We start from the raw sequence: 23,216 nt of genomic DNA, 5'->3' as shown, positions 1-23,216 counted from the left end.
TGGAGAATCGTTGCTTTGCGTCAGGCCCGGCGGCGAGGCCGAGGCCGCGGGTGCTAGCCGGGGAGGTTGAAGAAGGCGAACCCGAGCACGACGTACACGGCGAGGAGGAGCACGCCCTCCATCCAGTGCGTCTGGCCGTCATCGGCGATCTGTCCAACCACGAGGACGGAGACCGCGACGGCCACGACTTCGAGCGGGGAGAAGACGAGGTCCATCGGCGCCGGCCCGATCGCGTAGGAAAGGAAGACGAGGAGCGGAGCGATGAAGAGGGCGATCTGGAGGGACGACCCCACCGCGATCTGAATCGACAGGTCCATCTTGTTCCGAAGCGCGACGAGCACCGCGGTCGAGTGTTCCGCCGCGTTGCCGACGAGGGCGACGACGATCACGCCGACGAAGACCTCGGTCATCCCCAGGGCGTGGGCCGCCTCCTCCGCCCCGCCGACGAGGATCTCGCTCATCCAGCCCACGAGGGCGGCCGCCCCGACGAGGACCGCGAACGACTTGCGCTTCGACCACGCGGCCGCCGCGTGCGTCTCGCCGTCGGCGTGCGCCGTCCCCTGGTAGAGTTCCGCGTGCGTCCGCAGCGCGAAGACGAGCGAGAGGACGTAGCAGACGATGAGGACGACGGAGATCTCGAGGCTCAGCGAGCCCGATCCGGCTCCCGCCCCCGTCGCCGCTGCCGCGCCCGCTGCCGCCCCCGATTCCGCCCCGTCCCGGAGAAAGTGAAGCAGCGACGGAATGACGAGTCCGACCGCGCTCAGGAGAAGGAGCGTGGAGCCCAGCTTGGCCGCCGTCCGGTTGAAGACCTGCTTGCGGAATTTCAGGCCGCCGAGCAGCGCGCTCAGCCCGAAGATGAGGAGGATGTTCCCGATGATCGAGCCCGTGAGCGACGCCTTCACCAGGTCGTACAGGCCCGCCCTGAGGGCGAAGATCGCGATGATGAGTTCCGCGGCGTTCCCGAACGTCGCGTTCAGCAGCCCTCCGAGACCGGCACCCACGTGCTCGGCAAGCATCTCGGTGGATTTCCCCATGATCCCGGCGAGGGGAACGATCGCGACCGCGGAGGTAAGAAAGAGCGTGGTCCCCGACGCGTGGAAGACGTACTCGAGAACGAGCGTGATGGGAACGAAGACCAAAAGGAGCAGGAGAGCCTGGTCCGCTTTCAGCTTGAGAGCCAACCCATTCTCCTCCCGTTCTCGCCGGAGAGCATGGCAGCCGGCAAAGCCGCCAGGAAAAAGGCGCCGTCCGGATTCGAACCGGAGTAGGGGGCTTTGCAGGCCCCTGCCTAACCACTCGGCCACGGCGCCGGAGTTCGCACAGCCTAATGGAGCGACCACATGGGGGAAAGTGAAGGTTCTCCATCGCGCCCCGGACTGCTATACTCGCGCGATGCTCCCGCAGATCCGACGCGCCCTTCCGGTCCTTCTCGCCCTCGTCGCCACGGCCATGGCTCCCGTCCATCTGGCCGGGCAGTTCAGCGACGCGCGACTGCCGCGGAAGGGGAATCTGTGGCTCACCGTTCAGCCGACCCTGCTGAACTGGTCCGAGCAGTTCGCCCTCGACTCAAGCGCGGGGATCGTCGACGGCGAGCGCGAGCCGCTTGCCGCCCACTTCGACGGTCCGCTCGCCCGCCGCATGTTCCCTCCCCCCTTCGCTCTCATCCAGGGACTCAACGACGATGCGGAGGCGCTCGGTTTCGACCCCGTGACCGAGGACGACTTCTCGTTCGGCGGGCTGGGCTTTTCCGCGATGCGGGCGCAGGTGCGCCGGCTCGGGCTCGGCGTCGAGGTGGGTGTCCTCGACTGGGTCAGCGTGGGAGCCCGGGTTCCCTTCACTCTCACGGACATGACCGTGGGCTTCGCCTTCGATTCCACCGCGACGGTGACCGGTAACGGCGCGGCCTTCGAGTCCGGTGCGCCCTTTGTCCTGGATTCGCGGTCGGCGCTCGACGGTCTCGGTTCGCTGATCGACGGCGGCTCTCTGACGGGGACCGCCCTCGATGAAGCGATCGCGCTCCGGGAGGCGACGCGGAACTTCATCAACACGCTGCGGCAGCGGGCCGCAGCCGGAAGCCTGATTCCCACCGCTTCCAGCGTGGCGGGGACCCAGATGGCGCGGCGATTCTCGGACTTCGCGGCGGCGTTCGACGCCCTCGGCCTGGCTCTGCCGGAGCTTTCCCTGCCCGAGTTCGCGACCGAGGACGACTTCAACACGTTGTTCCTGAGTCAGGGCCTCGCCGATCGACTGCCGCGAGACAGCAGAAACGAACTCGATCTGGGAGAGGTCGAAGTCTTCGTGCGCGTGAACCTGATCGACGGCATCACGCGCCGAACGCCGATCCCGGGGCCGGCCGGGGGTGCGGAAGCGGGGTCCGATCCCGGCGCGGCTTCGGAACGCGGCATTCGGTTCCGCACGAGCGTGGGCGGACTCGCCCGACTCCCTATCCGAAACCGCAACCTCACGATCTTCGGAGACCCGTCGAACTCGTCGGACCTGCCGATCGGGGACGGCCAAACCGACATCGAACTGGCGCTGTACCAGGACATCGCCCTCGGGAGCCTCTTAATGATCCGCGCTTCCGCCCGCTACGGGCTGCAGCGCCCCGACGAGGCGGTGATCCGCTTCAACCCTCCGGATCGCCCCTACGGCCAGGAAGACCTGGTAGCGCTGATGCGGCGCGATCTGGGAGACTACCTCGCGGTTCTGGTTCGCCCTTCCCTTCGCTTCAACGCCGCCCTCAGCGTGGGGATCGAGTACGACTACTTCCGGCTGCAGGCGCCGACCTACCAGTTCGTCGGGCCGATCGAGGGGCTGGACCCGAACACGGTAGCGGCGGAGGGAGCGCAAACCCGCCATCGGCTGGGAATCGGGTTCCTCATCGACCTGTCCGAAGCGGGGGGCGTCGAGGAACTGCATGAGGGGGCAAAACCTGTGCGCGGAGCATGGCAGTTCGGCATCTCGTTGCGCCGCGCGATCTCGGGCTCCGGGGGGCGAACGCCGGCCTCATTCCGCTACGGGGCCGAACTCCGCTTCCCGATCAACATCTTCTAGCCAGCACCTTCCCGCCATCCCGGTCGGGCAGGGCCCGGGCCGGGCTGCCGTCACAACTGGCCCGCGAGCAACTCCTCCGCATGGGCGCGTGAGGCGCGGCTGGCGGGGTCGCCTCCGAGCATGCGGGCGACTTCGTGGACGCGTTCCCCGCCGGTGAGCACCCGGACCGACGTCCGCGCGCTGTCGGCTTCCGTGACCTTGCCGATGGAGTAGTGGGCATCGGCGCGCGCCGCGATCTGCGCGAGGTGCGTGACGACGAGCACCTGGTGCGCGGCCGAAAGCCGCACGAGCCGGGCCGCCACGCGGTGCGCCACCTCGCCCCCGATCCCCGCATCGATCTCGTCGAACACGAGCACCGGCAAGTCGTCCACTTCGATGAGGGCGGTCTCGAGCGCGAGCATGAGGCGGCTCATCTCGCCCCCGGAGGCGACGCGCCGCAGCGGCGCCGGAGGGAAACCCGGATTCAGGGAGACGAGAAACTCCACCCGTTCGGCGCCGGTCCCCCTGATCTCGCCATAGGCGTCGAGCCTGATCTCGAGTCGGCCCCCCCGGAGCCCGAGTTCCGGGAGCGCGGCCGTCACCGCTTCGGCGAGCGCGCGGGCCGATTCGCGGCGCCGTTCGGAGAGTTCGGACGCCAGCGCGGCCAGTTCGACGGACGCGGCCTCCCGCACCGCTTCGAGGCGCTCGATCTCATCATCGGCTCCCCGCACGGTCTCCAACTCACGCCGGGCTTCCTCGCCCGCGCCAATCACCTCTTCCAGCGTGCCGCCGTACTTGCGCTTGAGCCGGTAGAGGAGATCCTGCCGGACGCGGATCTCGTCGAGCCGTCGAGGGTCGTGCTCGATCGAGTCCCGGTACGGAGCCAGGTTCCGCCCGAGTTCCTCGACGTTGCGGAGCGCGGCCTCGATCAGGTCGCGGAAGGGACCCGCCTCGCGGTCGATCGCGACGAGCGCCTCGAGCCGGGCCGCGAACTCGCCCAACTGGTCGACGATCGACCCCTCGCCTTCGTACAGCCCGTGGTGGAGCGAACCCGAGAGTTCGATCAACCCTTCGGAATGCGAGAGGCGGCGGGCTTCCGATTCGAGCGCCTCATCTTCGTGCGGATCGAGCCCGGCCCCGGCGATCTCGTCCCGCTTGAAGCGCAGGTAGTCCGCGCGTTCACGCCCCTCGCGCGCGGCGCGGCGCGTGTCCTCGAGGCGTCCCTCGATGGCCCGCAAACCTCCGTAGGCGGCCACCGTCTGCTCGGCCAGCGCCTCGTGCCGGCCATGGGCGTCCAGAATTCGCCGCTGCCACGCGCGGTCCAGGAGCCGCTGGTGATCGTGCTGTCCGTGGAGGTCGAGAAGCCGAACCCCGAACTCACGCAGCCTTCCTGTGGTGGACGGTGAGCCGTTGACCCATGCCCGATGCCGCCCCTCGCGACGCAACTCGCGAGACAGAATGAGCCAGCCATCTTCCCGGTCAACACCTGCGTCCTCGCACAGCGCCCGCAGTCCGTCGACGTCCTCGATCTCGAAGCGGCCCTCGATGCGGGCGGTTCCGGCTCCCGCCCGGATCATGTCCTGGGACGGTCGCCCCCCGACGAGGAGCGCGAGCGCTTCGACGAGGATGGATTTCCCCGCCCCGGTCTCGCCACTGAGCACGCTGAGGCCCGGTCCGAATTCAAGCGTGGCTTCCTCGACGACGGCGAAGTTCCGAACCCGAAGCTCCCTCAACACCCTGCTATTCCTCTTCCTCCCCGGACGGGGGCGTTGGGTGTTGGCGGACATCGCCCCACCGCAGCTTCCGCCTGAGTACGGTGAAGAACGAATGGCAGGGCAGCCGGACCAGACCCACGGCGTGCCGCGAGCGGGAGACTTCCACGCAGTCCCCGACCGAAAGAAGACAACCCGGCTGTCCGTCGACGGTCAGTTGCAGGTCGTGGTCGCCCGAGAGGAGTTCGACGGAGATCCTCGTGTCTCCCGAAAACACGACCGGGCGCACGGCGAGCGTGTGCGGCGAAATCGGCGTCGCGACGATGCCATCCATCGTCGGGGAGACGATGGGGCCGCCCGCGGAGAGGCTGTAGGCGGTCGAGCCCGTGGCTGTGGCGAGGATGATGCCATCCGCGCTGTAGTGTCCCACTTCATCGTCGTCGGCCAGCACGCGCAGCCCGATCAGGCGGGCGAAGCCGCTCTTGTGAATGACCGCGTCGTTGATCGCGTAGAAGCTCCGCTCGTCCGGCCCGTTGGATCCGTTCGGAACCACCCGGATGCGGAGGGCGATCCGCTTCTCGAGCGCGTAGTCCCCGCTCGCCACCATCGACATCGCCGCCTCGAGTTCATCCTCCGACACCATCGTGAGAAACCCCAGCCGGCCCAGGTTGCAACCCAGCACGGGAATCCCGCGGGGCGCCGCCAGACGAGCCGCCCGCAGCAACGTCCCATCCCCGCCGAGGACCAGCACGAGTGCGACCTCGCCTTCAATCTCCTCCAGCGAGGCGGAGTCGCGTCCGGCCTTCAGCGCGAGCGACCGCTCGAAGACGAGAGAGACGCCGAGTTCGTCCGCTCTCCGCTCGACGCGGTGGAGGAGCGGCTCCAGTTCCGGGTGATCGGCGTTGCCGATGATGAAGAACGTCACCGGCCGCTCAACGGTCGCGGTCGAGGACGAGGCGTCCGATTTCGCGCAGCCGGCCCGGTTCGGCGAGCGGAGCGATCTCGCCGAGCGCCTCCCGGCCGAACTGTTCCGCGCGTGCTCTTGCACCCTCCAGGCCGAGGATCGATGGCGTCGTCGCCTTTCCCAGGGCTTCATCCCGTCCGCCGATCTTCCCCATGCGGCTCGAGGAGCCCGTCACGTCGAGGATATCGTCCACCGTCTGGAATGCGAGCCCGATCGCGATCCCGAAGCGGGTCAGTCGATCGACGGTCTCCTCGGGCGCGCGGGCCGCGACGCCGCCCATGGTGCAGCAGGCCGCGATGAGGCGAGCCGTCTTGCCGAGATGGATCCGCGCGAGCGCTTCGAAGCTCACGCGCTTCTTCTCGGCGAGGAGGTCGAGGAGTTGGCCTCCGACCATTCCGTCGCTGCCGGCCGCCGCGGTGAGAATCCCGATGAGTCGGCCCGCAACGGGGTCCGGCAGCCCCAGACCCGCAGCCCCTTCGGCTACGGCACGGATCGCGAGCGGAAGCAGCGCCGCTCCCGTCATGACCGCGGCGCGCTCCCCATACCGGACATGCACCGTCGGCCGCCCCCGGCGAAGGTCGTCGTCATCCATGCACGGGAGATCGTCGTGGACCAGGGAATACGTGTGGACGAGTTCGGGCCCCAGCGCCGTGCGATGGAGCGCGGAGGCGCCGTTCGCCGCGATCGGCCCCCTGACGCCGCCTGCGGCTTCCCAGGCCCCGACGAACAGGAGGGGCCGGATCCTCTTCCCCTTTGCGAGGACGGCGTACCGAATGGGTTCCGCGATCGGGCCCGTCCCCTGCAACGTCTCGGACAGCCAGCCCTCCAGCTCCGCGTCGATGGCGGCGCGCAGCTCATCGAGCGTCGGGGTCACGGTTCGCCGTCCGACTGGTCCTCTGGCTTGCCGCCCGAGTTTTCCACCCCTTCCAACGGCGTCGCTTCCAGCTTTCCCGTGGACGACGCGATGAGTGCCTCGACCCGGCCGCTCGCCGTCTCGAGCCAGTGCCGAGCCTTGCCGAGACGCTCGATCCCCTGCTCGAAGAGCGCGACCGCCTCGTCCAGGCCGACGCCCTCCCGGTCGAGGCGTGCGACGATCCGTTCCAGCTCCCGCATCGCCTCCTCGAATTCGAACTCCGTCGAAGGCTCGCTCACGGGCCCCGCTCCACTGCGTCCGGTTGCCCTGCGTCCGGCTGTACGGCGGCGGGTTCCACCGCGTCACGTTCCACGGCGTCCGCCGTCGCCGCGACCTGCCCTCCCTCGACCCGCAGGCGGAAGCGCTGTCTCGGCGTGAAGTCGTCGATCCGCGTGAGCCGGCGTCCTTCGAGGTCGGTCGCGACGGCGTAGCCGCGAGCCACCGTCTCGAGCGGGCTCAGCGCGTCGAGCGCGGCGGCCAGTCCGGCGAGCCGCGTGCGCGAGCGGGCCAGAACGCGCTCCATTCCCGCCGGGAGGCGGGCCGCCATGGTGGCGAGGCGCAGCTTCGCGACATCGCGCGCGTGTCCCGCGGAAACGGGCAGGCGTTGCGCCACCGCTTCCACGCGATCGCTCCCGCGCGTGATGAGCCGGCGCAACCCGCGAGCCAGACCTCTTCCCGCCGTGTCGAGCGAGACGCGGACGCTGCGGACATCCGGCACGGCGAGTTCCGCCGCCGCGGACGGCGTCGGCGCCCGAACGTCGGCAACCAACTCGCACAGCGTCACGTCGACTTCATGCCCGATGGCGCAGATCACGGGGACCGGGCTCGACGCCACCGCTCGAACCGCCATCTCCTCGTTGAAGCACCACAGATCCTCCATGGACCCACCGCCCCGGCTGAGGATGATCGCGTCGAGTTTCCGGTCCGGACTGCCCGCGCCCCAATCCGCGAGGCGCTGGAGGGCCGCCCTCACTTCGCCGGCCGCGCCTTCGCCCTGCACGCGGCAGTGGCTAACCACGATCCCGACCCAGGGGGCCCGCCGCTTGAGCACCGTGATGATGTCGTGAAGGGCCGCGCCCTTGCGCGACGTGACGACGCCCACGCGGCGCGGGAACGCGGGCAACGCGCGCTTGCGCTCCGGGTCCAGCATGCCCTCCGCCGCCAGCTCCCGGCGGAGCCGCTCGAAGGCGATCCTCCACAGCCCCTCGCCCGCCGCTTCAATGGCGCGCACGCGCAACTGGAACCGTCCCTGCCGGGCGTAGAGGGTCGGACGGCCGTGGACGAAGACTTCCATGCCGTCCTCCGGATCCGCCGGCAGGCGCCATGCATCTCCCCGGAAGAACACACACGCGACGCTGGCGTCCCGCTCCTGGTCCCGAAGCGAAAAATAGCGGTGCCCGGCGGAGGAACGGGTCCAGTTCGTCACTTCGCCGCGGACCCACAGGTCGCCGAACCGCTTCTCCAGCGTGCCGCGCGCCGCTGCGTTCAGATCGGACACGGTGATCGCGCCCTCCGGGGAGCGGCCATCGCGGACCTCCGCAGCGCCGAACAGCGAGGCCTGACGCGTCACGTTCAACCCGACGCCGCCACCGCCCCCGCCGCCACGAGGCTGGCGGTCCGCTCCGCCGAAGTCACCGTGTTCCGGAGCAGCATGGCGATCGTCATGGGCCCCACGCCGCCCGGAACCGGAGTGATCCAGCTTGCCCGCTCCACCGCCTCGTCGAACGCCACATCGCCCACGAGCCGGTAGCCGCGCTCGGTCGTCGGATCCTCGACCCGGTTCACTCCCACGTCGATCACCACGGCCCCCTCGCGCACCATGTCGCCGCGAACGATGCCGGGGACGCCGACGGCGACGATGAGGATCTCGCCCTGGCGCGTCACGGCGCCGAGGTCCGCCGTCCGGCTGTGGGCCACCGTCACGGTGGCGTTCGCCCCGGGTTCCTTCTGGAGCATGATCTGCGACATCGGCATGCCGACGATGTTCGAGCGGCCGACGATGACGACGTGCGCGCCGGAGGTCTCGACGCCCGTCCTCCGGATGAGTTCCTGCACGCCGGCGGGCGTGGCGGGCCGGAACGCGTTCGCGTCCCCCTGGGACATGCGGCCCTGGTTCACGGGGTGGAATCCGTCGACATCCTTGGCCGGATCGATCCTCTCCGTCACCTCGCGCTCATCGAGGTGTCGAGGCAGGGGGAGCTGTACGAGAATCCCGTGGATGGCCGGATCGGCGTTCAGCTCATCGACGATGCCGAGGAGTTCCTCGCGGCCGATGTCGGCGGGCGGCGTGATGTCGCGGGCATGGATTCCGGCCTCGTCACAGGCCCGCGTCTTCATCCGCACGTAAACGTGCGAGGCGGGATCATCGCCGACGAGGACGACGCCGAGGCCGGGCCGGATCCCCCGCTCGGCAAGGCGCCGCGTCCGTTCCGCCACTTCCGCCCGGATCTCGGCCGCGATCCGCTTCCCATCGATGAGCTGTGCCGTCATCCGTTTCTCTCCGTTCTACGCATGGTGCTACGCATGGTGCTACGCATGGTGCTACGCATGGTGGTACGCGTGGTTGTCAGCGTGCGAAATCCACGGTTCGGGACTCGCGCACGACGACGACCTTGATCTGGCCCGGATACTGCAACTCGTTCTCGATGCGGCGGGCCGTCCGTTCCGACAGCCGCGCCATCTCTTCGTCCGAGATCTTGTCGGGCGTCACCATGATCCGGATCTCCCGCCCTGCCTGGATCGCATAGACCTTCTCGACCCCATCCCAGGAACTCGCGATCTCCTCCAATTTCTCCAGTCGCTTCACGTAGTGCTCAAACGACTCCCGCCGCGCCCCGGGACGGGCGCCCGAGATCGCGTCCGCCGCGGTCACGAGGAAGGTTTCCGGATAACGGGCGGGTTCTTCGCCATGGTGCGCGCGGATCGCGTTCAGCACACCGTCCTTCTCTCCACATTTTTTGCACAGATCGTAACCGATCTCGACGTGGCTCCCCTCTTTCTCGTGCGTGAGTCCCTTGCCGATGTCGTGCAGCAGACCCATCCGCTTCACCAACTGCGCATCGAGCGACAACTCCGCCGCCATCGTCGCTCCGATGAGCGCGACCTCGTGCGCGTGCTGCAACTGATTCTGCCCGTAGCTGGTCCGGAAGCGGAGGACACCGAGGACTTCGCGGAGTTTCGGGTGCAGGTCGTGGATGCCGAGTTCGTACAGAACCTCGTCAGCGGCCTGTCGCATCGTGGCCTGAACGTCTTCCCGTGCCTTCTCCACGACCTCCTCGATGCGGCCCGGGTGGATCCGGCCATCGCCGACGAGGCGATCCATGGCCAGCCGGGCGACTTCGCGCCGGACGGGATCGAAGCAGGAGAGGATCACGGCCTCGGGCGTATCATCCACGACCACGTCGACGCCGGTGGCCGCCTCGAAGGATCGGATGTTCCGGCCTTCGCGACCGATGATTCGGCCCTTCATGTCATCGCTGGGAAGGGTGACGACCGAGACGGCCGCTTCGGAGGAATGATCTACGGAGAGCTTCTCGATCGCCTGGGAGATGATCTTGCGGGCTTCCCGTTCGGCCTCGTTTCGGGCACGCTCGGCCACCTCCCGCACGTGCTGGGCGGCGTCCGCCCGCGCCTGGTCGCGAATCTGGCCGATCAGCTCGCGGCGCGCGGCTTCCCGGCTGATGCCCGCGATTTCCTCGAGGCGTTTTCCGAGTTTCCGCTCGCGGTCGACGAGTTCCTTCGCCCGCGTGTCGAGTTGGCCGCGCTCCGCCTCGATCTGCTCGCGGCGACGATCCAGCCGCTCCTGCCGCTGATCGATCTTTTCGAGCTTCTGCTCGAGCGTCTCGCTCCGCTCGAGCGTGCGCTGCTCCAGCCGCTCCAACTCGGCGCGCCGGCGCTCCGCCTCTCTGGCCGATTCCTCCCGGAGACGCTGTGCCTCTTCGCGCCCCGCCAGTTCCGCCGCCTTGCGGAGGCTGCCCGCCTCGAGCCGGGCGGACTCGACGATGTCCCGCCCGTCGATCTCGAGGCGGCTGCGCGCCCGGCGCAGACCGCGTCGCTCGATCAGAATCCCTGCAAGGCCCCCCGCCACGAGACCCGCGATCGCCAACAGCATCGTCGGCACGGTGATGGATTCCAGCACGGCCAGACTCCGATCCTCGAACCATCTATGAACAAAAAAACCGGCGGACTCGTCCACCGGTGCATGCCGCTCAGATCGAACGGAACGATGCGCGCCGTTCGATCATCTATCTGAAGCTGGGGCCGCGCTCGTGCGAAGCCACCTTACGGACAGCACAACACCGATTGCTCCTGATCCCTCCACCCTGCATCCATCCAACCTGCGCCCGGAAACGTTGCTCGGGAGTTTGAACGCCGCAAGCGGACGGCGAGACCTTATCGCGCGGTGTTGCCCCCGATGGACTCGAGCCGTTCGGTCACTTCCGTGACTCGCGCCTCGACGGCGGCCGTGAGTTGCTCGACCTCGCGGCGGGCCTGGAGGAGTTCGTCGGTGATCTCGAGCGCGGCGAGGATCGCGGCGCGATGGGGCTCGGCCACGCCCGTCATGTGCGCACGCTGAACCGCGTCGTCCACGTACTTCGCGCAAGCCCGCGTGTACGCGTCGCCCCGGTCGGTCCGGATCCGGTATCGATCGCCGAAGATCGTCACGCCGACCGGAGGCGAATCATCCGTTGAAGTCATACCTCATCCTCCACATGAGCGAGTCGGTTTCGGAGTCGCACGGCCTTTGCCCTGGCCTCGGCCAGCGTCTCCCGCAGCCGACGGTTCTCGGCCGTCACCGCCTCGAGCCGCTCCTCGATACCGGGAATCGCCGGTCCGCGCGCGCCCGCGATCCGGGGTTTCTCCCAGCGAGTCTCGATCCTGCCGGCCGCCCGGGAGAGGCGGTCGAGCAGTCGCTCAACTTCCCGTTGCCGGTCAGGACTTTCGGATTCTGGCACCGAACCGTTCCTCCAGGGCGGTAGAGAGCGCGGACATCTCCGACTCGACGTCCCGGTCCGTGAGCGTACGGTCGGGAGCCCGGAAGCGAAACGTCCATGCGAGTCCGAGGCGGCCGCCTTCGATCTCGTCGCCCGAGTAAACGTCGAAGAGGCGTACGTCGCGCAGGAGATCGGACGTCGCTTCCCGCACCGCCTGTTCGATGTCCGCGGCGGGAACGCCTCGCGGCACCGTCATCGAGAGATCCCGGCGCACGGCCGGGAACGGCGACGTCTTCCGATAGGCGGGCGCGGTCCGCCCCTCGACGGCGGCGAGATCGAACTCGAGCCCGAACGCGGGCGCGGCCCACGGCGGACCGTCGAGAGACGCCTCGTCCACGGCGCCCGCGACGCCGACCACGCGACCGTCCTTCACGGCGCGGAACCCGCCGGGGGAGAGCCATGGCCCCGCGAGAGACGCTCCGCTCTCCGGCGAATCCGCAGCCACGGCGCCCTCGAGCGGCTCCAGCGTCGCCCCGCAAAGATGATCCGCGAACGACCCGGCGATCTCCTTGAGATCCCACAGGTCGAAGTCGAGCGCCGGCCCCGACCAGTGATCCGGACGCCGGGTCCCGGCGATGACGGCCCCCACTCGTCCGGACTCCTCGAAACGACGGGTTGCGTCCGCTTTCCCTTCCGGTTCCTCTCCCGGGCTCGGGCCGGCCGCGTACCCGAACACAGTGCCGAGTTCGAACAGGCGCACGTTGCGGTTGCCGCGCGCATAATTGTGTTCCAGCCGCCGAAGCAGCACCGGGACCATGGCGGAGCGAAGGCAGCTCTCCTCGGCCGAGAGCGGGTTCGGCACCGCGACGACGGCGCGATTCCCCCGGTAATCCTTCGGCATGAAGCTCAGGCTGCGAGCTTCGAGGAGTCCGCGTCCGGTGAGCATCTTCCGCACTCTGGCCGCCTTTTCGACCCGTGGATCCGCGGGCACCGCGCTGGGCCGGAATCTGCGGTCCTGGCCTGCCCCGGCGTCGTACCCGACGCGACGCGCGATTTCCTCGACGAGATCGATCTCCCGCGTGACGTCGGTGCGCCATCCGGGCACGGAGACGCGCAGCAGGTCACCCTTCACGCCGGGAAGGGCCTCGAAGCCGATCGGCTCGAGCGCCGCGAGGACCTCCGCCCGGTCGAGCCCGAAGCCGAGCACCTGATCCACGCGACGTACGCGGACGTCTATCGACGGCATGGGAGCCGGCGCCGGACCCGCGCGGAGGGCGACGAGATCCGCCTCGCCGCCGGCCGTCGCGAGGATGAGTTCCACGCACCGCGCGAGCGCCCGCTCCTGGGCGTGGACATCGATCCCGCGCTCGAAGCGGTAGGAGGCGTCGGTGGAGAGCCCCGCGCCGGTCCGGGTCCGCCGTACGCCGGCCGGGTCGAACGACGCGCACTCGATGAGCACATCGACCGTGTCCCCGACCACCTCCGTGTCGAGTCCTCCCATGACACCCGCGAAGGCGATCGCGCGATCGCGGTCCGCGATCACCGTCTGGGCCGGCGTGAGCTTGTGCTCCTGGCCATCGAGCGTCGTCAGCCGTTCGCCCTCCACGGCCGCGCGCACGCGGATCTCCGCTCCGGACAGCCGCGAGAGATCGAAGGCGTGGAGAGGCTGGTTGTATTCCTGGAGGACGTAGTTCGTCGCGTCGACGACGTTGCTGATCGGACGTGCGCCCACCGCGAGCAGCCGGCCCGCGAGCCACGCCGGCGACGGTCCGACCCTGACCCCCCGGATGACGGCGGCCATGTATCGCGGACATCGGTGGAGGTCCTCGATACGGACGGTGACCCCGGCTCCGCTCGCTTCGGACTCGCCGTCCCGCCACTCGGGCGACCATCCCGGCCCTCCGAAGTCGCGCGGCGCCGGAGGCCCCCCCACTTCCCGCGCGACCCCCACATGGCAGGCGAGATCGACCCGGTTCGGGTTCAGGTCCAGCGTGAGACGCGTGTCGGGCAGGCCCAGCGCCGCCGCGAGCGGCGTTCCCGGCTCGAGCCCGTCGGCGAGGCGCATGATGCCCCCCTTGTCGCGGCCCAGCTCGAGTTCGGCCTCCGAGCACAGCATGCCGTGGCTCAACTCGCCGCGGATCTTCCGGCTCTCGATGCGGAAGCCGGCGGGGAGTTTGCCCCCCGGCGCGACATGCGGATAGAACCCCCCGGTGGCGATGACGGGAGCCCCGCACACGACGTCGAGCGCCTCGCCGGCGCCCCTGTCCACCCTGCACAGGGTAAGGCGGTCCGCGTTCGGGTGCGGACGGGTCTCGAGCACGCGGGACACGACGATCCCGTCCAGCCCCGCGCCCACGGTTTCGATCTTCTCCACCGCGGCGGCGGTCATGGTCAGGCGCTCGGCCAGAACCCGCGGGTCGCGCAACGCCCCGCGCAGTCCGGCGAGTTCGTCGATCCAGTTGAACGAGATGTTCATGCGAACTGCTGCAGAAAGCTCATCTCCCCCTCGTAGAGGAGCCGCATGTCCGGGATGCCGTGCCGCACCATCGCGATGCGCGCCGATCCCATCCCGAATGCATAGCCCGTATAGCGCTCGGAATCGTACCCCAGGGCCTCGAAGACGGCGGGGTCCACCATCCCGCTTCCCATGATCGTGACCCACCCCGTGCGCTTGCAGGTGGAGCACCCGCCCCCGCCGCACACCGTGCACGCCACGTCCACCTCCGCCGAAGGCTCGGTGAAGGGATAGAAGGACGGTCGAAACCGGCTCTTCGTCCCCTGACCGAAGAAATGGCGCACGAAGTGTTCGATCGCGGCGCGGAACTCGACAAAATCCACGCCTTCGTCGACCGCGAGACCCTCGACCTGCTCGAAGGCGGGCGCGTGCGAGGGATCGAAGGAGTCACGCCGGTACACAAGCCCCGGCACGACGACGCGGACGGGCGGCTGGAAGGCTTCCATGACGCGCGCCTGGGCCGGCGAGGTGTGCGTCCTCAACACGACATCCTCATCCAGGTAAAACGTGTCCATCATGTCCGCGGCGGGGTGATCGAGCGGGATGTTGAGGGCGGTGAAGTTGTACCACGTGGACTCGATCTCGCGGCCGAGCACGCGCGTGAAGCCGAGTTCCGCGAAGATGTCGCAGATCTCGTCGATGACCCGTGTAACGGGATGCACGCCGCCGACCCAGCGCGCGCGGGCGGGAAGGGTCAGGTCGATGCGGGCGCGCGGCCCGCGGGTCGCGCTCTCCAGCGCCTTCGCGCGCTCTTCGAGGGCTCCGCGCAGCACCGTCTTCACGGCGTTGGCGCGCTGTCCGACGTCGCGTCGGGCCGGGGCCTCGACGGTGCCGATCAGGGACATGACATCGGCCAATTGGCCGTTCCGGCCCAGGTATTCGACGCGGGCGGACTCGAGCGCGGCGGAGTCCGCCGCCTCCCGGATCGCGGCGAGCCCCTGCCCCTCGATCGCGGCGAGCCGATCGAGGAGAGAAGCTCCGGCCGGGGTCATGGGCCGTGCGCTTTGGCCACCTCGACAAGCTTGGTAAAGGCGGCCGGATCCCGAATGGCGAGGTCCGCGAGCACCTTGCGGTTCAGGTCGACGCCGGCGCCCTTCAGCCCGCTGACGAAGCGGGAATAGGACATTCCGTTCTGCCGGGCCGCAGCGTTGATGCGGGCGATCCACAGTCGGCGAAAGTCGCGCTTCTTCTTGCGCCGATCGACGTATGCATAGGCCCAGCCGCGCTCGACGGAGTTCTTCGCTGTGCGATAGAGCTTCGACCGGGCTCCGAATTGGCCGCGGGCTTCCTTGAGGACCTTCTTCTTTCGACGGTTACGTGCAACGCTGCTCGTCGCGCGTGGCATGACCGCACCTCCTGATTCCTGATACCGGGACTGTCCGGGGGTACTGTGGGGGAGTGGGCGGCTATTCGCCCAGGAGTCGTTTCACCCGCTTCTCGTCCGCCTTCGCCACAAGGGTCCCCTGACGGAGCCGACGCTTACGCTTGGGGCTCTTCTTCGTCAGGATGTGGCTGTGGTAGGCACGCCGGCGGCGGTATTTCCCGCTGCCGGTCTTTCGAAACCGCTTCGCGGCGGACCGGTTCGTCTTCATTTTCGGCATCTTGCGTATGCTCCGGTTCAGCTCCGTCCGCGGCCGTCCGGGACGGAGTCGTCGTTCTGGAGTCTGCTACGTGCGGTGCGGTCCCATCAGCATGGTCATCGTGCGACCCTCATGGGAGATGTCCGACTCCACCACCGCGAGGTCCTCCAACTCTTCCTTCACCATCTCAAGGATCCGCCTTCCCCGCTCCGGGTGGGTGACCTCTCGTCCCCGGAACATGAGCGTGAACTTCACCTTGTCGCCATCGTTCAGGAACCTGCGCGCGTGCCGCATCTTGAAGTCGATGTCGTGCGCCTCGATCTTCGGCCGCAGCTTCACTTCCTTGACGTGGATGATGTGCTGTTTCTTCTTCGCCTCCCGCGCCTTCCTCGCCTGCGCGTACTTGTACTTTCCGAAGTCCATGAGCCGGCAGACGGGCGGTCGCGCGCCCGGCGCCACCTCCACGAGGTCGAGCCCGCGTTCGGTCGCGAGGGCGCGAGCTTCGTCCGTCGCGACGATGCCGAGCTGGTTGCCCTCCTCGTCGATGAGCCGGATCGGGCTGATCCGGATCTTGTCGTTGACTCTGGGATCTCCGTTCACTGCACCTCATAAGAAATAAGAAAGCCCGCATCGGCGATGGCCGACCGGGCGCGAAGGCACATCCCTCTCGGGAAGTGCGCCATCGACCCGGCAGCAGCACGATTCCGTGCGCCGATAGGGTGGGGGCATCGCGGCCCCGCTTGCCTGTTTTTTCAACGTCGTGGAAAGTGCCCCCGGGAGGCCCTCCTGTCAACGACGACCAGTCGCCGAAGTGGCGGGGTGGAAGCGCACGTCGGATTGCTACGGCGTTGGAGCGCGGGCCGGGCGGTGTCTACGCGCCCATCTCGTTCCCGTCCCCGGGTGGCCATGCCGCCACCTTGTCCCGGAGCGACAGCAGGCTGTGGATCGTCCCTTGGAGCTGCCTCACATCCTCTCGTGAAGCGACATAATCTCGGGCGTGAGCGACCGCGTTTCGGAGTTGCCGGATCGTCTTGAACTCCTCCTCATGCTCCGATCTGGCCCAAGAACCGGGACAATCGACCCCTCGCAGGATCGACGCTTTGTCCCAGAACATCGTGAAGAGCAACGAATCTACCGCGCTGTCGTTTTTGGCGGCCTTACTGATCAAGGACTTGACGCGCTTCTTGGCCCGATGTGGCAGGTATCTCAGCCAGTCATCGGCCTGAGGATAGCTGCGTCTGATCGCATGGGTCATTTCCAGTTCAAGTCCGGTGATCAATCCGAAAAGCGCGGTTCGAACGGGGAGTTTCTGAAGGTCGGACCACGTGACGAGTCCGGAGATTCCGTTACCCGAAACCACGAGACGATAGGGTTTGTCGTCGACCTCCCTCAGGAAGTCGAGGATGGTGCCATCGCTGCCGATCAGATTCCGCGGCGAGAGTGGATCCATGAGCGTTTCGACGATCTGCCCCTCCGTTGGCGGATTCTTGTCCCGGCACGTCGTGCGGAAGAGTCCGACGATCTCGTTACTGTCCACCACCGGCAGGTAGTCGTAGGTCTCTCCTCGTGCACCGTTTCCGGCCTTGTTGCGATCCAGAACATCGGCGGCTTTCTCCTGGGGACCACACGTTTCGAGATCGCCGCGCGGAGTCTGGATCAGCTCGACCGTGAGCCCCGCGTGCAGCGCCTCGAACGGGTCGGCGTACCGCCTCATCGGATCCTCGGCACCCATGCCGAGGCGTTTCCCGGCAACCGTTGCCCATCCCGCACTGCGCGCGCCGCGAATCTTCTCGACCGAAGATCCAGATCCCGCCGCCACCGTCGGCGCTACCACCGGCGTGGCCATCCGGTCGTTCTCAAGTCGTTCGCCTCCATTCGGCACAGCGGACGCCGCCGCGTAGTCGAGCCGGTCACCGCTGGTACACCATCTCCCACCCGTACGCACAATCGCGCGCGATTCGCAGGGTTCGGCCTTCGATAATGGCGAGGTCGGTGCAGCCACCGGAGTCGCCACGCATGGTGATGGTGCTCCCCGCTTGTGTCCATGTACCCGTTGCCCCAACCGTCACGCCAATCCCCGTAATCGGATCGTGGCCGGTCACGTTGCCCGAGTAGGTGTTGCCGCTGCGGATGTTCAGGACGGACGACGTAATCACGATGGTTACCCCTTCGAGTGTAACCGTGACCGGCAGGCGGACGGCGTTGATCGTCGTGAGATTGTATGTCCCCACCGGGTTCGGAGGCGGAGGTGGAGGGGGAGGCGCGACCGGCGCGGTCGTCTCACCGCCGCAGGCGACCGCCAGGAGGGCGAGGCCGACGATCTTTTTCATCTGAGCACTCCCTGCGAAGGCTTGCGAGGTTTTCCATGGATTGACACTGCCCGCCAAAGCGGTCTGGGGGGCCAAGTCCCACCGGCCAGGCCGGACCGGGAGGCGATCAGCCCCCTAGCCCCCGGGACCGGTCAGCGGATTCTGAGCGCCCAGACTGAGATGTGGTCCGGAACGCGTCCTCCGCCGACGGACGCCACCTTGAGACTGGTCGGCGCTACGCCGCCCCTCGGCGTCCAGTGGAGGTAGACGGAAGAACCGGCACGGACGTTCAACGAACCCTCGAAGGCGGCGTGCGAGGATGTCCACGGCAGGAGATGGCGGCTGGTGTCGAATCGGCTGAATGTCTCGTAAAGGTTCCAAGATGTCATACCATTCGCGTCATAAATGCGACCATCGGCCCACAGCATCGAGTAGAAATCCGCTAGGATCGCCTCGATGCGCCAGCCGCTGACATCCTCAAGAGACGAGAACCCCCTGTGGGGAGACTGAGTAAGCCGTCTCATCAACGCCATCTCGCCACCGGGATAGTCGCTACCCCAGCGGTCCATGGCATAGCGGAACACCATGGAGGACACGCCGTACGCCGGGTTCCCCAGACATGGGCCTTCGTTCCCCTCGCTGGCCAGGCCGATCCAGGTGCACTGTTCGGGGGCACCTGCGATGCGACCCCTACCGTCGCCGCTCCCGTCCCACCCGAAGAAGGCGGCCATGTCGAAGACCCACGCATTCCAATACCAGTAGCTCCCGGCCCGATACTCCTCATAGCCCAGATCCCGGTTCGATCCGTGCCCGAACAGCTGGTAGGCGACCAGCTGTTCCGCCAAGCTGGCTCCGCCTTCATGCTCCCAACTCGTCTTGAAGTCGGCCGAGCCGAGCACTTCGGCATTTGCCTGCACCAAGTGGGTTATCTCGTGGGTCAGCAGGAGCGGGTAGTAATCAAGCAAGCGCTGCTTTGTCCTCGCTTCTCCAACCGTACCCACCGGATCGGGTACATAGAGGTACGTGATCTCCGCCTCGTTGCTGGTCGCGCACTGGGAGGCCGGGTAGAGATCATACCATGAAACCCAGCCGGCCAGATTGTCGATGCGATTCACCTCCCGGGTCATGAGGATGAGCAACCGTTCGTTTGCGTCGACATCTGACAGACGGCCAAAGTAGCTGTCATGCACCGGTCGCGTGTGCCGAGTCAGGAACGCGTCAAAACCGGTAAGTTCGGCGTCGGTGAACGTCCCGCTGGGATTGGCGACATCGTCCAGCCAGATGCCGTTATCTCCCACGAGCCGGACGACGGCACGAACCTGGCCGGACTGCTGGCAGGTGCGGTCGAGGTCGGCGTAGAGGGTCACCGTGTCGCCGCGTGCGTAATTGACGGTGTCGGCAAGCGCGTCCACCGTTCTAGCCGGCCAATCGGATCGCCCCAACTGTCGCACCAGACTGCGATTGCGCTCCATGATCTCGTCGTGCCGCCGCCGGTCGCGCAGTGGGTCGAGAGCCTCTTGGGCGAGACCCGACGACACACCTCCGACGGGTGCCGCCGGTCGCGGCATGCGGGTTGCACCAGGCTCCGCAGGGGCGAGCGCCATCGAGGCAGCGACGAGGTCGGTCGTCCCGCCGCGGCCCTCGGCGGCCACGGTTGGATCGCCCGGCACGCTCGTCATTGTGACCCGGGTCAGCGAGGACGGTGCCTCCGAGGTCGACACGACGCCGATCAGGTACTCGCCACCGGTCGCGGAACGCGGCAGGTGGAGACACCCGTTCCCGGAAAACGTGTAGCGATACCAGTGGGCCGGCAGCGCGAGATCCTCCTCGCGCGCCGGGGTCACGCCGACAGAGACCGCAGCGCTGCTGCCGGATGCCGTCACGCGCAGCTCGGCTTGCCGGGGCGGCAGGCAGTCGGCGTGGGGGACGGTGACGGAGAGGCTCGTGGAACTCGCCGCGGTCACGGTCGCGGCCAGGCCATCGATCAACACGGTGTTGTTGCCGGGGATACTGGAGAAACCGGAGCCGCGGATGGTGGCGGGCGCGCCCTCGAGCAACACCGTGGGTTCAACCTGCGTGATGATGACCGCCCCCTGCGCCTGCACCGTCACCTGGAAGCCCTGACTGGCGCTTAGACCGTCGCCGTCGGTGGCCGTGACCGTGACCGTTGCCGTTCCGGGCGCCACGGCGACGATGCCGAAGTCGCCGCCCGACACGATGGCGAGGGCGATGGACGCGTCCGTCGTGCCCGCCGCGTAGGTCAAGGCATCCCCGTCCGGGTCAGCGAAGTACTCTGATCCCATCCATTCGCTCGCTTCTCCCACGGTCAGCCGCTGGGTCGGGATCGTATTGGTGACGATCGGCGCCCGGTTGGGTACGGTCACGTCAAAGCTGTCACCGACCGAAAGTCCGCTGCGGTCCGCCACCGTCACCGAGATCGTGGCGCGACCCTTGGCAAGCGCGCGGACGGTCAACGTCGAGCCCGACACCGAAACGGCGGCCACCCTTTCGTCCGATGACTCCGGCGCGTAGCTGAGCGTGTCCCCATCGGGATCGCGGAAGTACTCCTCCAAGTTGAAGGTGGCAGAATCACCCGCCGCGAGTTCCAGGTCGGCAATCGTGTCCGTCACCTCCGGTGCCCGGTTGGGCACGGTTGCCGCGAAACTCTGCTGTGCCGCGAGACCACCGGGATCCGTAGCCGTTACGGTTACCGTTGCCGTTCCGGCGCCCATGCCAACGACCGTCACCACCGTGCCCGAGATTGCAGCCGTAACCACTCCGGCGTTCGATGTGCTGGCGGAATAGTCCAAAGCGTCGCCATCGGGATCACGGAAGAAGCCCGATAGCTGCACAGCCGCGGAATCACCCACGGCCAGCTCCAACGCCTGTATGGTTCCAACCGCCACCGGAGCCCGGTTCGGCGGGGGAGGCGGAGGCGGAGGCGGCCGGCTCGGTGAGGTCGGTTCCCCGCCGCCGCACGTCGAAAGCGAACCGCCGATGAGGATCACTCCTACGTAGGCAAGCGTCCGGCGAATCCGTGATTCGCCGTCCGTCCATCCGCGGCTCGGGTAATCGCTGCCGCACACCGGGCGGAGACCGTCTGAATGATGAGCCTTGGCCAACTCGACGCTCCTCGGTTGCCTATCATACGGCGGGATCTATGGGGGGCGGCCGCGATGATACCCGTTGGACTCTCGGGAAGATATGCCTCCAATTTGGGGGGCGGCGTGCCCCCGGAGGCCCACGGCAATCACCTGCCAGGCCGCTGCCGAGCGAGTCTCCGGCCTCGCCCCGCCCCCCATCAGGCGGTGAGGGCTTTTCCTTCCACTCGGGTTCGAGCGCGGGATACGAAGTCGTCGAGGGGGACGACCTCCTGCTTCCGGTCGGCGCCGCGGGCGCGGACGGCGACGGTGCCGGCCTCGATTTCGCGGTCGCCGACGACGAGCAGGTAGGGGACCTTCTGCAGTTCGCCGTCGCGGATGCGGTAGCCGAGGGTGTCGGAGCGGGCGTCGAGTTCCACGCGCAGGCCTTCGGCGGCGAGGCAGTCCCGGATGTCCCCTGCCGCCGGCGCGTGGGCGTCCGTGATCGGCAGGACTCGCACCTGTACGGGCGCGAGCCAGGGCGGGAAGGCGCCCGCGAAGTGCTCGATGAGCACGCCCGTGAAGCGCTCCAGGGTGCCGAAGATCGCGCGGTGGATCATCACGGGGCGGTGCGGCTTGTTGTCCGTCCCCATGTACTCGAGTTCGAAGCGGTCAGGCAGGTTGAAGTCGAGCTGGATGGTGGCGCCCTGCCACTCGCGACCGATCGCGTCCCTGTACTTGATGTCGATCTTGGGACCGTAGAACGCGCCCCCGCCCTCGTCCAATTCGTAGTCGAGTCCTCCGCGCTCCAGCGCGTCGCGCAGGGCGCCCTCGGCCACATCCCACACCTCGTCGCCGCCGATCCGCTTGTCCCCATCGGGTCGCGTCGAGAGATCGAACCGGTAGTCGAGGCCCAGCGTCGTCATCACGATGTCGACCAGCTTCAGACAGATGAAGATCTCGTCCTCGATCTGATCCGGCGTGCAGAAGACGTGCCCGTCGTCCATGGTGAGCATGCGCACGCGCAGCAGGCCGTGGAGCGTCCCGGACCGCTCGTAGCGGTACACGTTCGCGACCTCGGACAACCGCACGGGAAGGTCGCGGTAGCTGCGGGGTTGCGCCGCGTAGATCGTGATGTGTCCCGGACAGTTCATCGGCTTCACGCGGAACGCTTCGCCGTCCTCGCCCTCCATCCGGGGGTACATGTTCTCCGCGTAGTTCGGAAGGTGCCCGGAGCGCCGGAAGAGCGCCTCGCTGGAGACGTGCGGCGTGTAGACGAATTCGTAGCCGTGCGCCTCCTGCAAGTCCTCGATCCAGCGCCTCAGCTCGAGTTGCACGCGCGCGCCCTTGGGGTGCCAGCACACGAGCCCGGGCCCGATCTCGTCCTGGATCGAGAACAGGTCCAGTTCCCTGCCCAGCTTCCTGTGGTCGCGCTTGCGCGCCTCCTCGACGCGGGTGATGTAGGCCTCGAGCGCTTCCCGGGAGTAGAAGGCCGTGCCATAGATGCGCTGGAGCATCTGCCGCCGCTCGTCGCCGCGCCAATAGGCCCCCGCCGCACTGAGAATCCGGAAGTGTCGGATCTCACCCGTGCGGGGAGCGTGCGGCCCGCGGCACAGGTCGAGGAACGGCCCGTTTCGATAGACGGAAATCGCCTCGCCCTCGGGAATTTCGGCCAGCCGCTCCAGCTTGAGCGGGTCGTCCGAGAAGAGTTCCAGAGCTTCATCGCGCGTGACCTCGCGGCGCTCGAACGGATCGTCCGCCCCCGCGACCTCGGCCATCGCGCGCTCGATCTCTTCCAGGTCCTCCGGCGTGAAGGGCGCCGGAACCTCGAAGTCGTAGTAGAAGCCATCGTCGATCGGAGGGCCGAAGCCGATCCCCGCGCCCGGATACCGTTCGCGTACGGCGGTGGCGAGCGCGTGCGCCGCGGAGTGCCGAAGGACGTAGAGCGCGTCGGGGTCTTCGTCGCTGCGCGTCACGATCGCGACTTCCGCCCCATCCGGAAGGGGGGCCGAAAGATCCGTGAGGACGCCGCTCACGCGCGCGGCCACGGCCGCCCGGGCCAGCCCCGGACCGATCGCCGCGGCAAGATCGGCGGCGCTCGATCCGCGGGGGAGCCGCTTCGAGGAACCGTCGGGGAGCGTGATGGAAATCTGGGGTTCGTTCATCGGCCTACCCG

At 67.9% G+C, this 23,216-nt stretch carries 20 protein-coding genes and 1 tRNA gene; 1 reads left to right on the top strand and 20 read right to left on the bottom strand.

The features are described from left to right. Positions 1-53 precede the first annotated feature (53 nt). Both cax and ACOGXI_RS02765 read right to left on the bottom strand, forming a co-directional pair. Positions 54-1,181 (bottom strand): calcium/proton exchanger, encoded by a 1,128-nt coding sequence (cax, locus tag ACOGXI_RS02770; protein WP_419937382.1) that lies wholly within the window; start codon positions 1,179-1,181, stop codon positions 54-56. Positions 1,182-1,239: 58 nt separating this feature from the next. Further along, positions 1,240-1,310 (bottom strand) — tRNA-Cys (locus tag ACOGXI_RS02765). An 82-nt stretch (positions 1,311-1,392) separates the two neighbouring features. Here ACOGXI_RS02765 and ACOGXI_RS02760 point away from each other — a divergent pair. Further along, positions 1,393-3,054, top strand: coding sequence for a hypothetical protein (locus ACOGXI_RS02760; RefSeq protein ID WP_419937381.1), 1,662 nt, complete (start codon positions 1,393-1,395; stop codon positions 3,052-3,054). Positions 3,055-3,104: 50 nt separating this feature from the next. On the opposite strand, the gene recN is transcribed toward ACOGXI_RS02760, so the two are convergent. From recN to thrS, 18 genes are all read right to left on the bottom strand, one after another. Further along, positions 3,105-4,769 carry a DNA repair protein RecN gene (recN, locus tag ACOGXI_RS02755; protein WP_419937380.1) on the bottom strand — a complete coding sequence of 555 codons (1,665 nt, stop codon included), beginning with the start codon at positions 4,767-4,769 and terminating at the stop codon, positions 3,105-3,107. A 4-nt stretch (positions 4,770-4,773) separates the two neighbouring features. After that, complete coding sequence (locus ACOGXI_RS02750; protein WP_419937379.1) at positions 4,774-5,670, bottom strand: NAD(+)/NADH kinase; 897 nt, start codon at positions 5,668-5,670, stop codon at positions 4,774-4,776. Between the two features lie 7 nt (positions 5,671-5,677). Then, complete coding sequence (locus tag ACOGXI_RS02745; protein WP_419937378.1) at positions 5,678-6,583, bottom strand: polyprenyl synthetase family protein; 906 nt, start codon at positions 6,581-6,583, stop codon at positions 5,678-5,680. Beyond that, the gene (gene xseB, locus ACOGXI_RS02740) at positions 6,580-6,861 is read right to left on the bottom strand and encodes an exodeoxyribonuclease VII small subunit (protein WP_419937377.1); all 282 of its coding nucleotides are present in this window, start codon (positions 6,859-6,861) and stop codon (positions 6,580-6,582) included. Before xseB ends, ACOGXI_RS02745 begins: the two co-directional genes overlap by 4 nt. Beyond that, positions 6,858-8,192: an exodeoxyribonuclease VII large subunit gene (xseA, locus tag ACOGXI_RS02735; protein ID WP_419940139.1), complete on the bottom strand. Its 1,335-nt coding sequence runs from the start codon at positions 8,190-8,192 to the stop codon at positions 6,858-6,860. Before xseA ends, xseB begins: the two co-directional genes overlap by 4 nt. Positions 8,193-8,194: 2 nt before the next feature. Next, complete coding sequence (locus tag ACOGXI_RS02730) at positions 8,195-9,112, bottom strand: bifunctional 5,10-methylenetetrahydrofolate dehydrogenase/5,10-methenyltetrahydrofolate cyclohydrolase (RefSeq protein WP_419937376.1); 918 nt, start codon at positions 9,110-9,112, stop codon at positions 8,195-8,197. A gap of 76 nt (positions 9,113-9,188) precedes the next feature. Then, positions 9,189-10,760: a ribonuclease Y gene (gene rny, locus ACOGXI_RS02725; protein WP_419937375.1), complete on the bottom strand. Its 1,572-nt coding sequence runs from the start codon at positions 10,758-10,760 to the stop codon at positions 9,189-9,191. A gap of 254 nt (positions 10,761-11,014) precedes the next feature. After that, positions 11,015-11,320, bottom strand: coding sequence for a cell division protein ZapA (locus ACOGXI_RS02720; RefSeq protein ID WP_419937374.1), 306 nt, complete (start codon positions 11,318-11,320; stop codon positions 11,015-11,017). Further along, positions 11,317-11,577 carry a hypothetical protein gene (locus ACOGXI_RS02715; protein ID WP_419937373.1) on the bottom strand — a complete coding sequence of 87 codons (261 nt, stop codon included), beginning with the start codon at positions 11,575-11,577 and terminating at the stop codon, positions 11,317-11,319. Before ACOGXI_RS02715 ends, ACOGXI_RS02720 begins: the two co-directional genes overlap by 4 nt. Further along, complete coding sequence (gene pheT, locus ACOGXI_RS02710; protein WP_419937372.1) at positions 11,555-14,032, bottom strand: phenylalanine--tRNA ligase subunit beta; 2,478 nt, start codon at positions 14,030-14,032, stop codon at positions 11,555-11,557. The genes ACOGXI_RS02715 and pheT overlap by 23 nt, the downstream gene beginning before the upstream one ends. Continuing rightward, positions 14,029-15,063 (bottom strand): phenylalanine--tRNA ligase subunit alpha, encoded by a 1,035-nt coding sequence (pheS, locus tag ACOGXI_RS02705; protein WP_419937371.1) that lies wholly within the window; start codon positions 15,061-15,063, stop codon positions 14,029-14,031. The genes pheT and pheS overlap by 4 nt, the downstream gene beginning before the upstream one ends. Continuing rightward, positions 15,060-15,416, bottom strand: coding sequence for a 50S ribosomal protein L20 (gene rplT, locus ACOGXI_RS02700; protein WP_419937370.1), 357 nt, complete (start codon positions 15,414-15,416; stop codon positions 15,060-15,062). Before rplT ends, pheS begins: the two co-directional genes overlap by 4 nt. 61 nt (positions 15,417-15,477) lie before the next feature. Further along, positions 15,478-15,672: a 50S ribosomal protein L35 gene (rpmI, locus tag ACOGXI_RS02695; RefSeq protein ID WP_419937369.1), complete on the bottom strand. Its 195-nt coding sequence runs from the start codon at positions 15,670-15,672 to the stop codon at positions 15,478-15,480. A gap of 66 nt (positions 15,673-15,738) precedes the next feature. Next, positions 15,739-16,251 (bottom strand): translation initiation factor IF-3, encoded by a 513-nt coding sequence (gene infC / locus ACOGXI_RS02690; RefSeq protein ID WP_419937368.1) that lies wholly within the window; start codon positions 16,249-16,251, stop codon positions 15,739-15,741. A 271-nt stretch (positions 16,252-16,522) separates the two neighbouring features. Next, entirely contained in the window at positions 16,523-17,497 is a 975-nt protein-coding gene (locus ACOGXI_RS02685) for a hypothetical protein (protein WP_419937367.1), read from the bottom strand. 64 nt (positions 17,498-17,561) lie between these two features. After that, positions 17,562-17,981 carry a hypothetical protein gene (locus ACOGXI_RS02680; protein WP_419937366.1) on the bottom strand — a complete coding sequence of 140 codons (420 nt, stop codon included), beginning with the start codon at positions 17,979-17,981 and terminating at the stop codon, positions 17,562-17,564. 131 nt (positions 17,982-18,112) lie between these two features. Beyond that, positions 18,113-20,590, bottom strand: a complete 2,478-nt coding sequence (locus ACOGXI_RS02675) for a putative Ig domain-containing protein (RefSeq protein ID WP_419937365.1) — start codon at positions 20,588-20,590, stop codon at positions 18,113-18,115. Between the two features lie 671 nt (positions 20,591-21,261). Beyond that, complete coding sequence (gene thrS / locus ACOGXI_RS02670) at positions 21,262-23,205, bottom strand: threonine--tRNA ligase (RefSeq protein ID WP_419937364.1); 1,944 nt, start codon at positions 23,203-23,205, stop codon at positions 21,262-21,264. Positions 23,206-23,216 lie beyond the last annotated feature (11 nt).

It is taken from the genome of Candidatus Palauibacter sp. (assembly GCF_965208055.1).
GTDB lineage: Bacteria > Gemmatimonadota > Gemmatimonadetes > Palauibacterales > Palauibacteraceae > Palauibacter.
This window is presented reverse-complemented; position numbering and strand designations above follow the sequence as displayed.